This window comes from Frankia sp. Mgl5 (genome assembly GCF_023242985.1).
Taxonomy (GTDB): Bacteria; Actinomycetota; Actinomycetes; order Frankiales; family Frankiaceae; genus Parafrankia; species Parafrankia soli.
Map to the genome: position 1 here is coordinate 30,174 of NZ_JALKFY010000012.1, position 13,979 is coordinate 44,152.

The following is a 13,979-nucleotide window of genomic DNA, read 5'->3' on the forward strand; positions in this document are numbered from 1 at the left end:
CGGCCGGACGGGCGGTCCGGCCGCTCACGAGGAGCCCACGGGAAGCCCGCCCGCAGTGCGGACGGCAAGATGGGGGACATGCAGATCTCCGCCCGGGCCGACTACGCACTGCGGGCCCTGCTCACGCTCGCCGCGTCGGACGGCAGCCTCGTGAAGGGGGAGACGCTCGCCTCGGCCCAGGATCTTCCCCTGCGCTTCCTCGAGAACATCCTCACCGACCTGCGCCGCAGCGGCCTCGTGCAGAGCCGCCGCGGCGCCGACGGCGGCTACCAGCTGTGCCGCCCAGCCGAGGAGATCACGATCGCGACCGTGATCCGGGCGACCGACGGCCCGCTCGCCAGCGTGCGCGGCCGCCCTCCGGAGAACGCCCAGTACGAGGGCGCGGCCAAGCACCTGCAGGACGTCTGGATCGCCGTCCGGGTCAACCTGCGCCGGGTGCTCGAGTCGGTGACCCTCGCGGACGTCGCCAGCGGGAAACTGCCCAACATCGTCCGTGAGCTGAGGGACGAGCCCGACGCCTGGGTCACCCGATAGCGCGGGCGCCGGTGGGCTTCTCCTGGTTCGCTCCGGACGCGGTGCCGGCCGTCGACGGGACACCCCTCCCGGACGACCGCAAGCCGCTCGCGGCCGTGGTGTTCGACTGGGGCGGGACGCTCACCCTCTTCCACGACGTCGACCTGCTCGACCTGTGGCGGATGACCGCGCTGGAGATCTCGTCCGCGCACGCCGACGAGATCACCGCGATCCTGGCTGGCCTGGAGACGACCTGGTGGCAGGCCCGGGACGGCAGCGACGGCCTGGCCGGCAACGGCGCGGCGGGCGGTATGACCGGGTCGGTCACCGAACTGCTCGCGGCCGCCTCCGCGGCCCTCGGCGTGGACGTGGCCGCGGCCGTGCTGCGCGCGGTCAGCCGGCGCGACCTCGCCGCCTGGACCCCGCACACGGTGTGCGATCCCGAGGCGCTGCTGCTCGTGCACCTCGTGCGTGCCCGTGGCCTGCTCGTCGGCCTGCTCACCAACACCCGCTGGCCACGGGCCTGGCACGAGCGCCTACTCGAACGCGACGGCCTGCTCGACCTCTTCCACGCCAGGATCTACACGAGCGACCTCCCCTTCGACAAGCCACACCCGATCGCCTTCCAGGCGGTGCTGGCCGCGCTGGGCGTCACCGACCCGTCCCGGGTGCTCTTCGTCGGCGACCGGCTGCGGACGGACATCCGCGGCGCGCGGGCGGCCGGCATGCGGGCTGTGCTGGTCGCGGACGGTGGCTCCGCGGACGGCGGATTGGCGGACGGCGCCGCGGCGGGCCTCGGCGGTGGTCCCGGCGGGGTGGTCCTCGATCCGCGTGATCCCCTTGGGCTGGCGGTGGCGGGCCGAGATCTCGCGGGGCGGGCCGACCTGGGCCGCGACCCCGCCGCGCGGGATCTGCCCGGTGCGGACGGGGCCGCGGCCGGGGCGTCCGCGTCGATGTTCGCGGATGCGGTGATCGGCCGCCTCGGCCACCTGCTCGAGGTCCTCGACCTGCTCGGCGCCCCCGGGCCTGGGTCACCCGCCCCACGTCGCTGAACGGCCTCTCCAAACGCGCCCGGCGGGAGAGCCACCGAGCGTGTTGTCCGGGCCGGGTTGTGTGCTGCCCGTGTGACTCGCTTCGGGGCGGGCGCGGGTCAGCTTCCGGGAAGCGCGGGGACCGCGGAGCCCGGTGGGGTTCCCGCGGCGAGGCGGGCGCGTTGGCCGCGGAGGGTCATCGCCACCAGGGCGTCGACGGCGAGTTCGCGGTCGGCGCCGGTGAGGACGCCGACCGCGTCGTGGGCGGCCACGGCCGAGCGGTCCTCGATCCTGGCGAGCAGGTCGAGTGACCCGGCGACGCCAGCCGGCTCGACCGGCAGCCGGTAGGCGGCGAGCGCGGCCGGCGGCGCCGCCCCGCGGGCCCGCAGCGCGGCGACCAGCGAGTCGCGCAGCGTCCGATGATCATCGTGTGCCACCCGGGCGAGCTCGCGGGCCGGTCCCGCGGCGGCCCCGAGCGGGGCGAGGACCCCGCCCGCGGTCGCCGTCGCGTAGACCGCCGCGTGCGCGGCCGCGAGCATCGAGGACAGGGCGACGACCGCGGGGTCTTCGGCGGTCATCCGGCCGCCCCCGGTGCGCCCAGTGCCGTGACGAGTTCGGCGTGCGCGGACTCGGCCGCACACAGGCTCGCCAGCAGCGGCGCCAGGCCGGCACCGGCGGCGAGGCAGCCGGTGCGGTGCGCCGCTGCGGTCGTCCGCTCAAGCTCGGCCAGCGCGCTCAGTGTGGTGGCCCGGGTCTCCGGAGTGTCCGATCCGGCCGGCGGGGGAGTGCCCGCGGCCGGGGAGGAACGCAGGCCCGCCCCGGACGGCGTGCTCGCCCCGGCCGGGGCGCCCGTCGTGGCCGGCGTGCCCGTCGTGCCCGCCGCGGTCGCGGTCGCGGCCTCGGGCAGGCCCTGGGCGACCAGCTCGCGGGCGTGTTCGGCGTGCTGGGCGCGGATCGCCCGCAGCGTCTCCGCGAGGCCCGGGTGCTGGTCGATCGCGCCGTCGTAGGCCTCGATCAGCGCGGTCTCCCGGGTGTGTGCCGCTCCCGCGGCGGTGACGTCGGCGGGGGTGACCCGGCTGGCGGGGGCGCCGCCGGTAGAGGTGGTGCAGCCGGACATCCCGGCGAGGAGCAGCCCGCCCGTCCCGGCCAGTGGCAGCGCGGCCAGAAAGGCCCGGCGGGACGGACCGGGACCGGCGGCGGTGGGCACGGCTGGCAGCTTCGCACATCGGCGTGCCGCCGTCGGCGCGCCGGTGGCACCGGTCGGCAGGCGAGCCGGACCGGGCCCCGATTGGAGTGCTCCGCCGGCGGACGTAGGCTAAGGGATCTCGACCGTGTGACGCTCGACGCCCGCTTCCACGGGCACGCGCATCCGGGACGACGGTGCCGTCGATCTCCGCCGCTGCCGCGGCCGGTCACCGAAGGCACCGGTCGGGGCGACACCGGGTGGGGCCGAGCGGTCCACGGGCACGGGCGCCGCGTCGGCGCGGGAAGGAACGGGCGAGGTGGCTAGGGCGGGAGAGTCCGGCCGGGCGGGGGTCCGTCGGTCGACGGCGCCGTCCCGGGGCACGGGCGGAGCGCGGGCCGCCGCGGACGCGGTGCGTGCGGAGCTGCGCCGCCGCCTGGAGCCCAGTCTGGCGACAGCCGGCTTCGACCTTGAGGACATCTCCGTCACGCGGGCCGGGGCACGCAGCGTGGTCCGCGTCGTCGTGGACCGGGACGGCGGCATCGATCTCGACGCTGTCGCGGACGCCAGCCGGCTCGTCTCGGCGGTCCTGGACGGCGAGGACGTCGGCACCGGTGGTGCTGGCGGTACCGGTGGCAGCGGTGGCGCCGCGGGTGGCTCGGGCGCGAGCCCGATCTCCGGGGCCTACGTGCTCGAGGTGACCTCGCCCGGGGTCGACCGGCCGCTGGTGGAGCCGCGGCACTGGCGTCGCGCGGTCGGCCGGCTGGTGGTGGTCCGCCGGGCGGACGGCGTCGAGGTCGAGGGCCGGGTGCTCTCCGCCGACGACGAGGGCGCCGATCTGGCGGTGCCGACGGCCCCGGCCCGACGTGGGCGTCCTGTGCGCCGGCGGATCGAGCGGGTGGTCTACGCGACCGTGGCACGTGCGTCGGTTCAGGTCGAGTTCGGGTCGGCGACCGACGCCGATGTTGACGCCGATGCCGGTGCCGAGCTCCCTGCCGGCGCAGACCTCGGCCTTGACGTCGGGAGCGATGTCGATCTCGACGAGGGTCTTGAGGACGACGACGGTCTCGAGGACGACGACGACGATGAGGACGAGGACGGTCCTGAGGACGAGTACGGCGCCGCCGGCGGTGGCGCCCCCGCCGCGTCGGCGGCGGACGAGGTAGTGGAAGATCATGCTGCCGTGGACACGGAAGCGGGCCTGATCGGCCGGCCCGGCAAGGAGATGAACCGGTGAAGCTCGACGTCGCTGCGCTGCGGGGAATCGAGCGCGAGAAGGAGATCGCCTTCGACACGCTCGTCGAGGCGATCGAGACCGCGTTGTTGACCGCCTACAAGCACACCACCGGATCCGCCGACGACGCTCGGGTGGTGATCGACCGGACCAGCGGCGAGGTCGCGGTCTTCGCGCGGGAGAGCGGCCCGGACGGGACGTCCCGCGAGTGGGACGACACCCCGGCGGACTTCGGTCGGATCGCCACGATGACCGCCAAGCAGGTCATCATGCAGCGCCTGCGCGAGGCCCAGCAGGAGGTCACCTACGGCCAGTACGCCGACCGGGAGCACGAGGTGGTCTCGGGCGTGGTCCAACATCATGAGCAGCGGGCTGGTTCCCGTGTCGTGCTGGTCGACCTCGGCACGATCGAGGGCGTGCTGCCCCCGGCCGAGCAGGTTCCCGGCGAGCGCCTGGAGCACGGTGACCGGATCAAGTGCTACGTGGTGCACGTGGCCCGCGGGATGCACGGCCCGACGGTCACCCTGTCGCGGACCCATCCCGAACTGGTGAAGGGCCTGTTCCGGCTGGAGGTGCCCGAGGTCGCCGACGGCACGGTCGAGCTCGCCGCGATCGCCCGCGAGGCCGGTCACCGCACGAAGATCGCGGTGCGTTCGAAGGCGGCCGGGGTGAACCCGAAGGGCGCCTGCATCGGCCCGATGGGCAGCCGGGTGCGCGCCGTGATGGCGGAGCTGCACGGCGAGAAGATCGACATCGTCGACTGGTCGGCGGATCCCGCGTCCTTCGTGGGCAGCGCGCTCTCGCCGGCCAGGGTGTCCCGGGTGGAGGTCACCGACCTGGCGAGCCGTTCGGCGCGGGTGGTCGTTCCCGACTACCAGCTCTCGCTCGCGATCGGCCGGGAGGGGCAGAACGCCCGGCTGGCCGCCCGGCTCACCGGATGGCGGATCGACATCCACTCCGACACCGAGGGTAGCGAGCCGCGTGCGGAGCGGCCGGCCGGGGAGGCCCCCCGTCGTCCGGGGACGGGGACCGGGCCCCGGAGGTCCTCCGCGACGGGCGGCCACTCTCGGGGCGCAGCAGGATAGACTTGATGTGGCGCGCCGTGCGGAGCCGACTGCCATGCAGAGCCGAGTCGTTTTGCCGGGTCGATTTGCAGAGTCCAGTCGTCCTGCAGAGCTCAGTCGTCCTGCAGACCCGAGTCCTCGAGTGACCCCCGACCGGGCACCACGTTCGAACGCCGAGCGGGGTTCTCTCCAGGACTCTGGACCGATTCGTACCTGTGTCGGTTGTCGAACCCGGGCGGCGCGGTCGAGCCTGTTGCGTATCGTCGTAATCGGCGGGGAGCTCCTCCCGGATGTTCGCCGTCGGATGCCTGGCCGGGGCGCCCATGTGCACCCCGATCTGGCTTGCGTCGATCTCGCGGAGCGCCGCAAGGCGTTCCCGCGGGCGCTCAGGGTTGCGGGGCCGCTCGGGCTGAAGCAGGTCAGAGCGCACCTGGAACAGCGCACGCGCAACGTGTGCATGTAGAACAGTGGTACGGCCCGCGCGTCCTGACGCGGGGGCCGGTGGGACAGCGGAGCGGCGGCCAGGGCCGAGAGATCGGTTCGGTGGCCGCGCCGGCAGGCGACGCCAGATCGACGTCGACACGGAAGCAGGTCGAGACAGCGATGACCGCGCAGTGAGAACGCAGCCATGATCACGACCGGCAGGTAACGAGGTCACGCGGGCACGGACCGCGGGCCGAACGAAGGAGCACCGTGGCAGGAAAGGCCCGCGTACATGAGCTCGCGAAGGAGCTCGGCGTCGACAGCAAGACCGTGCTCGCCAAGCTCAAGGATCTCGGCGAGTTCGTGAAGTCCGCCTCGTCCACAGTCGAGGCACCCGTGGTTCGGAAACTGAAGGAGGCCTTCCCCGCGGAAGGCTCCGCTCCGTCCTCGCGTCCCGGCGGTCGTCCGGGCAACGGCGCGCGACCGATGCCGCCGCCCCGTCCGGGGCCCGCCATCGGCCGTCCCGGCCCAGGTTCCGGCACCGGTCCCCGGCCCGGCCCTGGTGGCCGTCCGGTTCCCGGTCGCCCCGGTCCGGCCCCGCTGCCCGGGGCATCGCGCCCGTCCACCCCGACGGCCGCGCCCCAGTCCCAGCCGGCTCAGTCCCAGCCGCCCCAGTCCCAGCCGGTGGCGTCGCAGGCTCCGCGCCCCGCCGCGGCCGCGGCCTCCGCCGCGCCGCCCGCGGCGCCGGCCCCGGCACCCTCGGCTCCCGCCCCGGCTCCGGTCACCTCGGCCCCGACGGCCGCCACGCCGCCGGCCGCACCGCAGCGGCCGGCTCCCGGTGGCCCGCGCCCGGGTCCCGCCGCGCCGGGTCGTCCGCGTACCGGCGGCCCCGGTGCTCCTGGTGGCCCCGGCGGCGGCCCGCGTCCCGGGCCCCGGCCCGGCCCGCGGCCGGCCGCGCCCGGTAACAACCCCTACACCTCCCCGGCGGCCGGCCCGCGTGCCGCGTCCGGTCAGGGTGGTTCCCCCTCGGCACCGCCGCGTCCCGGCGCGCCGCGTCCGGGCGGTCCGCGTCCGGGCGGTCCGCGTCCGGGTGGGCCCGGTGGCCAGCGTCCGTCGCCGGGGCAGATGCCCCCGCGTCCGGGCGGCTCCGGCGGTCCCCGGCCGACCCCGGGCCAGATGCCCCCGCGGCCCGGTGGCTCCGGTGGCCCGCGGCCGAACTCGAACATGTTCCAGCCCCGTCCGGCGGGTGGCGCCCCGGGCCGTCCCGGTGGCGGTGGCGGCCCCGGCCGTCCCGGTGGCGGTGGCGGTGGCGCGCGTCCCGGTGGCGGTGGGTTCGCTCCCCGTGGGGGAGCCCCCGGCCGTCCCGGTGGCGGCGGTGGCGCTCCGGGTCGTCCCGGTGGCGGCGGTCCCGGTGGCGGCGGTCGTCCGGCCGCCGGTGGCCGTGGTCGCGGTGGGACGACGGCGGGTGCCTTCGGTCCTGGTGGCCGTGGGCGTCCCGGCCGGCAGCGCAAGTCCAAGCGCGCGAAGCGGCAGGAATGGGAGAGCGGGCTCGAGGCGCCGCGCATGGGGGCGATGGTCCCGCGCGGTAACGGGCAGGCGATCCGGCTGCCGCGTGGCGCGTCGCTCGCCGACTTCGCGGACAAGATCGACGCGAACCCCGGTGCCCTCGTCCAGGTGGTCTTCACCCAGCTCGGTGAGATGGTCACGGCGACGCAGTCCTGCACGGACGAGACCCTGCAGCTGCTCGGTGTGACCCTGGGCTACGAGGTCCAGATCGTCAGCCCCGAGGACGAGGACAAGGAGCTGCTGGAGAGCTTCGACCTGTCCTTCGGCGGCGACTACGCCGACGACGTCGAGCTGTCGGCCCGTCCGCCGGTGGTGACCGTCATGGGTCACGTCGACCACGGCAAGACGAAGCTGCTCGACGCGATCCGGTCCACGGACGTCGTCGGCGGCGAGGCCGGTGGCATCACCCAGCACATCGGCGCCTACCAGGTCCGTGCGGTCGTGGACGGGACCGAGCGCCCGATCACCTTCATCGACACCCCGGGCCACGAGACCTTCACCGCGATGCGTGCCCGTGGTGCGCAGGTGACGGACATCGTGGTCCTGGTGGTGGCCGCCGACGACGGTGTGAAGCCGCAGACGATCGAGGCGCTGAACCACGCGCAGGCGGCCAACGTGCCGATCGTGGTGGCGGTGAACAAGGTCGACAAGGAGGGCGCGGACCCGGCGAAGGTCCGCGGCCAGCTCACCGAGTACGGCCTGGTCGCGGAGGAGTACGGCGGCGACACGATGTTCGTCGACGTCTCGGCCCGCAACCGGACGGGCATCGACGAGCTGACGGAGGCGGTCATCCTGACCGCCGACGCCTCGCTCGACCTGCGTGCCCCGACTGGTACCGAGGCTCAGGGCGTCGCGATCGAAGGTCGTCTCGACCGCGGTCGCGGCCCGGTGGCGACGGTGCTCGTCCAGCGTGGCACGCTGCGTATCGGTGACTCGGTCGTCGCCGGCGAGGCCTTCGGCCGCGTCCGGGCGATGCTCGACGAGAACGGCGCCCAGGTGTCCGAGGCGGGGCCGGCGCGGCCGGTGCAGGTCCTCGGTTTCACCAGCGTCCCCGACGCCGGCGACAACTTCCTGGTTGTGCCGGAGGACCGGGTCGCCCGCCAGATCGCCGAGCGCCGGCAGGCCCGCGAGCGCAACGCCGAGCTGGCGCTGAGCCGTGGCCGCCCGACGCTCGAGACGATCCTCGAGCGGATGAAGGAGGGCGAGAAGACCCAGCTCAACCTCATCCTCAAGGGCGACGTCTCCGGTTCGGTGGAGGCTCTCGAGGACGCCCTGCTCAAGATCGACGTGGGCGACGAGGTGGGTCTTCGGATCATCGACCGCGGTGTCGGCGCGATCACCGAGACCAACGTCATGCTGGCGTCGGCCTCCGACGCGGTCATCATCGGCTTCAACGTCCGGCCGCAGGGCAAGGCGACGGAGCTGGCCGACCGCGAGGGCGTCGAGGTCCGCTACTACTCGGTGATCTACCAGGCCATCGAGGACATCGAGAACGCCCTCAAGGGCATGCTCAAGCCGGTGTACGAGGAGGCGCAGCTCGGCACCGCCGAGGTGCGCGAGGTCTTCCGCGTACCGCGGGTGGGCAACGTCGCTGGTTCGCTGGTCCGGTCCGGCATCATCCGCCGCAACACCAAGGCCCGCCTCATCCGGGACGGCGTCGTGGTCGCGGACAACCTCACCGTCGAGTCGCTCAAGCGGTTCAAGGACGACGCGACCGAGGTCCGCGAGGGCTACGAGTGCGGTATCGGGCTCGGCTCGTTCAACGACATCAAGGTCGATGACGTGATCGAGACCTTCGAGCAGCGGGAGGTTCCCCGCACCTGACCCCGAAACGCCTGGGGCCGGCCGGATGACCATTCCGGCCGGCCCCGGTGCGCCGGGCGTCCTGGCGGGAGACGATCATGTGGATCGGGATCCTGACGCTGGACATCCTCCTCGGGGATATCCATTCCCTGAAGGAGAAGCGGTCGGTCGTCCGGCCGGTGGTCGCCGAGCTGCGCCGGCGGTTCGCGGTCAGCGCCGCGGAGACCGGTGGCCTGGACCTGCACCGCCGCGTGGAGATCGGGGTCGCGGTGGTCGCCGCGGACCGCGCGCATTGCGCGGAGGTCCTCGGCGCGTGCGAGGAGCTCGTCGCGCGGCGGCCGGAGTTGGAGATCCTCTCGGCGCGAGTACGGTACCTCTCCGAGGACGACGTCGACGACATGGCCCGTCCTGAGGTGATTTCGCCGTAATCGGCGGATCGGTGTCCGGTGTGCGTGACCCAGCACCGCCGAGCCGCGCAGCCCCGAGCTGCTCAGCCCGGCCGGCTCGCGTCGCGGGCGCATCGCCGCTCCCGCGGGGTACACGGAACAAGGGCGCCCGGCACGCGGGCCGGGGGCACGGTGCAGGGGCACCGAGCAGGGACGACAGCAAGGGCAGAAACATGAGGTGTCGACCGGTTCGGCCGGGCACCGTGGTGTCCGCCACCCGGGTCGACCGGGCGACGAGGGAGGTGGACGGTGGCTGATCCGGCTCGTGCCCGCCGGTTGGCGGTGCGGATCCGTGAGGTCGTCGCGTCCACGCTGGAACGCGGTGTGAAGGACCCCCGGCTGGGGATGGTGACGATCACCGACGCGCGGGTCACCCCGGACCTGATGGACGCGACGGTCTTCTACACGGTCTACGGCGACGACGTGGCACGGCAGGCGTCCGCCGCCGCGCTGGAGTCCGCCAAGGGCATGCTGCGCAGCCAGGTGGGCCGGGCGACCGGGATCAAGGTCACCCCGACGTTGACGTTCGTGCACGACCGGCTGCCGGACGACGCGCGGCACCTGGAGGACCTGCTCGACGTCGCCCGTCGGCGCGACGAGGAGCTCGCCCGGGTGCGCCAGGACGCGACGCCCGCCGGCGAGCCCGATCCCTACCGGCGCCCCCGGGACGCCGACGAGCTCGACGGCGTCCCGCTGGACGGCGACCCGCTCGGCGCCCTGGCGGATGCCGGGCCCGGCGACGGTCTCACTGACGGATTCGGTGACGGGTTCGGCGGTGACGGACCGCAGGCCGGTGGGGACACCACAGTCGCCCGGCAGGAGTCGGCGTCATGACGGTCATGTCCACGGGTACGGAGTCCGCCGGTCGCCCGGCTTCAGCCGGAGGGTCGGGCGGCGCCTCGGCGCCCACCGCCGTCCAGCTCGCGTCGCGGCACGCCGCCGAGAGCCTGGCCGAGGCGGTGCGGGCGCTGCGCGGCGCGGTCGACTCGGGCGGGGGGATCCTCCTGCTCGCGCACGTCAACCCGGACGGCGACAGCCTCGGGTCGGCGATCGCGCTCGGGCTGGCGCTGCGCCGCCTCGGCGCGTCCCCGCGGGTCTCGTTCGATGCCGACCCGTTCGTCGTGCCCCGGACGCTGCGCTTCCTGCCGGGCCAGGACCTGCTCGTCGCGCCCGGTGACCTCGGCGACAGCCCGGAGCTGGTGGTGACCCTGGACGCGGGCAGCGAGGAGCGCCTGGGCTGCCTGGCCCGCCGACTCGCGGTGCCGCGCTGCATCGTCGTCGACCACCACGCCTCGAACACCCTGTTCGGCGACATCAACGTCGTCGACATCGAAGCGGCGTCCACCAGTGTCATGGTGGTGCGCATCATCGACGCGCTCGGTGTCGAGCTCGACCAGGACATCGCCGCCGCGGTCTACACCGGGCTGGTCACCGACACCGGCTCGTTCCGGTTCGCCGCCACGACACCGGCCGTCCACGAGCTGGCCGCCCGCCTGCTGGCGACCGGCATCCGGCACGACCTGATCGGCCGGACCCTGTGGGACACGCACCGTTTCGGCTACCTCAAGCTGCTCGGGCAGGCGCTGGAACGCGCCCGCCTCGAACCCGAGTTCGACCTCATCTGGACCTGGTGCACCGAGGTCGACCTGCGGGTGGCGGGCATCGGCTACGACGAGATCGAGGCGGTCATCGACACCGTCCGCACGGTGTCCGAGGCCGAGGTCGCCGTCGTCTGCAAGCAGGACGGCGACGTCTGGAAGATGTCGGTCCGCTCCAAGGGGGCGGTGGACGTCGGAGCGGTCTGCACCGCGCTCGGTGGCGGCGGACACCGCTTCGCGGCCGGCATCTCGTCGTCGGCGCCGCTGGAGACCGTGATGCGTGTCTTCCGCGAGGAGCTCACCCGCGCTCCCCGCCTCACCGGGTGATCCCTCCCGTGCCTTCTTCTGAACGTCCCACGGCGGCCGAGCGTCCCGCGGCCGTCGACGGCCTCGTCGTCGTGGACAAGCCCGCCGGCTGGACGTCACACGACGTCGTCGCGCGGTCCCGGCGCCTGCTGGGCACCCGCCGCATCGGCCACGCCGGCACCCTGGACCCGATGGCGACCGGTGTGCTCGTGCTCGGCGTCGGCCGCGGAACCCGCCTGCTCGGCAGGCTGGCGCTGACCGCCAAGGTGTACGAGGCCACGATCCGGCTCGGCCGCACCACCACGACGGACGACGCCGAGGGCGACCCGGTGGCGGACCGCCCGGTCGATGTCGGCGCCGGCCCGCTCGCGGCGGCGATGGCGGAGCTGACCGGGGAGATCGACCAGGTCCCGTCCAGTGTCAGCGCGGTGAAGGTCGCCGGGGTGCGGGCCTACGACCGGGTCCGGGCCGGCGAGGAGGTGACGCTCGCGCCGCGGCGGATCACCGTCAGCCGGTTCGAGCTGCTCGCCCGGCGCGGCGAGACCGACCTGGACGTCGTCGTCGCCTGCTCGAGCGGGACGTACATCCGCGCGCTCGCCCGGGATCTGGGGGCCGCGCTGGGCTGCGGCGCCCACCTCACCGCGCTGCGGCGCACCGAGGTCGGGCCGTTCGGGCTGGCCGAGGCGGTGACCCTCGACGCGCTCGCCGAGGCCGCGAACGCGGCCGTCGTGCCGCTGGGGGCAGCGGTGGCGGCGACCTTCCCGCGCCGCGACGTGGACGGGGAGCAGGCCCGGGACGTCGCCTACGGGCGGCGGCTGCCCATGCTCGGCAGCCCGGGGCCGTACGGCGTGTTCGGGCCGGACGGAGCGCTCCTCGCGCTGTTCGAGGAACGGGACGGCGCGGCCCGCCCGATCGTCGTCTTCGCGCCCGCGTAGCGCCCCGCCTGCGCTGTCACCCGCGCTCACCTGGTGTTCCGTCGGTGTGCGGGCCCGGTGCGTCCACCCGGCGTGCGCATCAGGCGCGGGTCCGTCGCCGACGCCCGGATCGGCCGTCCGCCGTGACCGCCAGGATCGCGATCGTAGATCGACTCGTGATGCCCTAGGCTTCGGCAGGTGCGACGTTGGCGCGGAGTGGAGAACACCCCGGACGACTGGCCGGGAGGAATCGTCACCATTGGCTTCTTCGACGGCGTCCACCTCGGGCACCGGCGGATCATCGGCCGGGCGGTGGAGCTGGCGCGCGAGCGCGGGCAGCAGGCGGCCGTGGTGACGTTCGACCCGCACCCGGCGGAGGTGCTGCGCCCCGGCACCCATCCCGCGCTGCTGACGACCCTGCGGCACAAGGCCGAGCTGCTCGAGGGCGTCGGCGTCGACGCGCTGTGCGTCGCCCCGTTCACCCTCGACTTCAGCCGGATGACCGCCGAGGACTTCGTCCACGAGATCGTCGCCGGGCAGCTGCGCGCGACCGGCGTGGTCGTGGGGGAGAACTTCACCTACGGCCACCGCGCCGCGGGGAACGTGGAGACGCTGGCCCGCGGCGGCCGTTCCGAGGGCTTCACCGTGGAGGGGATCGGCCTCGTCCACGCGGACGAGCAGGTGCTCTCCTCGACGGCGATCCGCCGGCGGGTGGCCGACGGCGACGTCGAGGGCGCCGCGGCGGCCCTCGGCCGGCCGCACCGGGTCGAGGGCGTGGTGGTGCACGGGGACGCGCGTGGCCGGCTGATCGGCTACCCGACGGCGAACCTGCAGTGCACGCCGTGGGCGGCGGTTCCCGGCGACGGGGTGTACGCGGGCTTCGCACGGTGGTCCGGCCAGCGGCGGGCGGCCGCGATCTCGATCGGCACCAACCCGACCTTCGAGGGCCGCGACCGCCGGGTCGAGGCGTTCCTGCTCGACTTCGACGGCGACCTCTACGGCGAGTACATGGTCTACGAGTTCACCCACCGGCTGCGCCCGACGCTGCGCTTCGACTCGGTCGACGAGCTCGTCCTGCAGATGGCGCGGGACGTCGACGCCACCCGCGCGGCCACGCTCCCCGTCTGACACAACGCGTCCGCGCCGGGGGTGCCGACGGTCGGTGCCGGGGCGGGTCTCCCGGGGTTGATAAGCTTCCTCTTCAAGCGGGAGCGGTGTGTCCGGTGACGGCGTGCCGGTGGTTGGCTCGTGGCGGTTGCTGATGTTCGCAGGTGTTGACGCTCGTGCGCAGGTGTTGACGCGCAGAGTGTTGACGCTCAGTGGTCGCTGAGGCTCGGCGGTGGTCGGGAGATTCGGCGAAGGTCGATGTTCCCGGGCGGTCGCCGGCGGTGGAGCCACGGCCGACGGCGTACACCGGCAGGAGGCTCGGGTGATGCAGACCCCGAGCGCGCGCCGTCCCGGATGAGGAACGAGGTGGAGCGTGCCGCTCTCTGGCGACGTCAAGCAGAAGATCATGTCGGACTACGCCACGGTCGACCGGGACACCGGTTCGCCCGAGGTACAGGTCGCGATGCTGACCCGTCGCATCAGTGACCTGACGGAGCACCTGAAGGTCCACAAGCACGACCACCACAGCCGGCGCGGGCTGCTCCTGCTCGTCGGGCGCCGCCGGCGGTTGCTGAACTACCTGGCGAAGACGGACATCAACCGTTACCGCGCACTGATCGAGCGACTCGGTCTGCGTCGATAGTCAGGAGAGGGAGCGCCCCGGTGGCGCTCCCTCGGCACATCGGGGGTAGATACCGGTGTGCCGGGCCGTGGGGGGGCCCGGGGCGCCGGCGGGGGGCCGCGGGGCCCCCCGCCAGCCGGGCCCCCGTGGGGGCCCCGGGGGGGGGGGG

14 protein-coding genes are annotated in these 13,979 nt (G+C 74.3%); 12 read left to right on the forward strand and 2 right to left on the reverse strand.

The window, feature by feature from the left end; all coding sequences use genetic code 11:
• The first annotated feature begins 78 nt into the window (after positions 1 to 78).
• Positions 79 to 534: an Rrf2 family transcriptional regulator gene (locus MXD62_RS08065; RefSeq protein ID WP_248828791.1), complete on the forward strand. Its 456-nt coding sequence runs from the start codon at positions 79 to 81 to the stop codon at positions 532 to 534.
• An 11-nt stretch (positions 535 to 545) separates the two neighbouring features.
• On the forward strand, positions 546 to 1,565 hold the full coding sequence (locus tag MXD62_RS08070; protein WP_248828779.1) for an HAD family hydrolase: 1,020 nt from the start codon (positions 546 to 548) through the stop codon (positions 1,563 to 1,565).
• A 98-nt stretch (positions 1,566 to 1,663) separates the two neighbouring features.
• Here MXD62_RS08070 and MXD62_RS08075 read toward each other — a convergent pair whose 3' ends face one another.
• Both MXD62_RS08075 and MXD62_RS08080 read right to left on the reverse strand, forming a co-directional pair.
• Positions 1,664 to 2,122 carry a DUF4439 domain-containing protein gene (locus MXD62_RS08075; RefSeq protein WP_248828780.1) on the reverse strand — a complete coding sequence of 153 codons (459 nt, stop codon included), beginning with the start codon at positions 2,120 to 2,122 and terminating at the stop codon, positions 1,664 to 1,666.
• On the reverse strand, positions 2,119 to 2,751 hold the full coding sequence (locus MXD62_RS08080; protein WP_248828781.1) for a hypothetical protein: 633 nt from the start codon (positions 2,749 to 2,751) through the stop codon (positions 2,119 to 2,121). The genes MXD62_RS08075 and MXD62_RS08080 overlap by 4 nt, the downstream gene beginning before the upstream one ends.
• A gap of 295 nt (positions 2,752 to 3,046) precedes the next feature.
• Here MXD62_RS08080 and rimP point away from each other — a divergent pair, with 295 nt between their 5' ends.
• The 10 genes from rimP to rpsO all read left to right on the forward strand — a co-directional run bounded on the left by rimP (position 3,047) and on the right by rpsO (position 13,831).
• Positions 3,047 to 3,964 (forward strand): ribosome maturation factor RimP, encoded by a 918-nt coding sequence (gene rimP, locus MXD62_RS08085; RefSeq protein WP_248828782.1) that lies wholly within the window; start codon positions 3,047 to 3,049, stop codon positions 3,962 to 3,964.
• Positions 3,961 to 5,046: a transcription termination factor NusA gene (gene nusA, locus MXD62_RS08090; protein WP_248828783.1), complete on the forward strand. Its 1,086-nt coding sequence runs from the start codon at positions 3,961 to 3,963 to the stop codon at positions 5,044 to 5,046. The genes rimP and nusA overlap by 4 nt, the downstream gene beginning before the upstream one ends.
• 34 nt (positions 5,047 to 5,080) lie before the next feature.
• The gene (locus MXD62_RS08095) at positions 5,081 to 5,488 is read left to right on the forward strand and encodes a YlxR family protein (protein WP_248828784.1); all 408 of its coding nucleotides are present in this window, start codon (positions 5,081 to 5,083) and stop codon (positions 5,486 to 5,488) included.
• 230 nt (positions 5,489 to 5,718) lie between these two features.
• Positions 5,719 to 8,838, forward strand: coding sequence for a translation initiation factor IF-2 (infB, locus tag MXD62_RS39145; RefSeq protein WP_248828785.1), 3,120 nt, complete (start codon positions 5,719 to 5,721; stop codon positions 8,836 to 8,838).
• Between the two features lie 77 nt (positions 8,839 to 8,915).
• Entirely contained in the window at positions 8,916 to 9,245 is a 330-nt protein-coding gene (locus MXD62_RS08105; RefSeq protein WP_248828786.1) for a DUF503 domain-containing protein, read from the forward strand.
• 267 nt (positions 9,246 to 9,512) lie between these two features.
• Positions 9,513 to 10,097, forward strand: coding sequence for a 30S ribosome-binding factor RbfA (gene rbfA, locus MXD62_RS08110; RefSeq protein ID WP_248828787.1), 585 nt, complete (start codon positions 9,513 to 9,515; stop codon positions 10,095 to 10,097).
• A complete protein-coding gene (locus tag MXD62_RS08115; RefSeq protein WP_248828788.1) occupies positions 10,094 to 11,188 on the forward strand; it encodes a bifunctional oligoribonuclease/PAP phosphatase NrnA in 1,095 nt (364 codons plus the stop codon). The genes rbfA and MXD62_RS08115 overlap by 4 nt, the downstream gene beginning before the upstream one ends.
• An 8-nt stretch (positions 11,189 to 11,196) precedes the next feature.
• Positions 11,197 to 12,102, forward strand: coding sequence for a tRNA pseudouridine(55) synthase TruB (truB, locus tag MXD62_RS08120; RefSeq protein ID WP_248828789.1), 906 nt, complete (start codon positions 11,197 to 11,199; stop codon positions 12,100 to 12,102).
• A 177-nt stretch (positions 12,103 to 12,279) separates the two neighbouring features.
• Positions 12,280 to 13,209, forward strand: coding sequence for a bifunctional riboflavin kinase/FAD synthetase (locus MXD62_RS08125; protein ID WP_071060550.1), 930 nt, complete (start codon positions 12,280 to 12,282; stop codon positions 13,207 to 13,209).
• Positions 13,210 to 13,561: 352 nt separating this feature from the next.
• Positions 13,562 to 13,831 (forward strand): 30S ribosomal protein S15, encoded by a 270-nt coding sequence (gene rpsO, locus MXD62_RS08130; RefSeq protein ID WP_020458818.1) that lies wholly within the window; start codon positions 13,562 to 13,564, stop codon positions 13,829 to 13,831.
• Positions 13,832 to 13,979 lie beyond the last annotated feature (148 nt).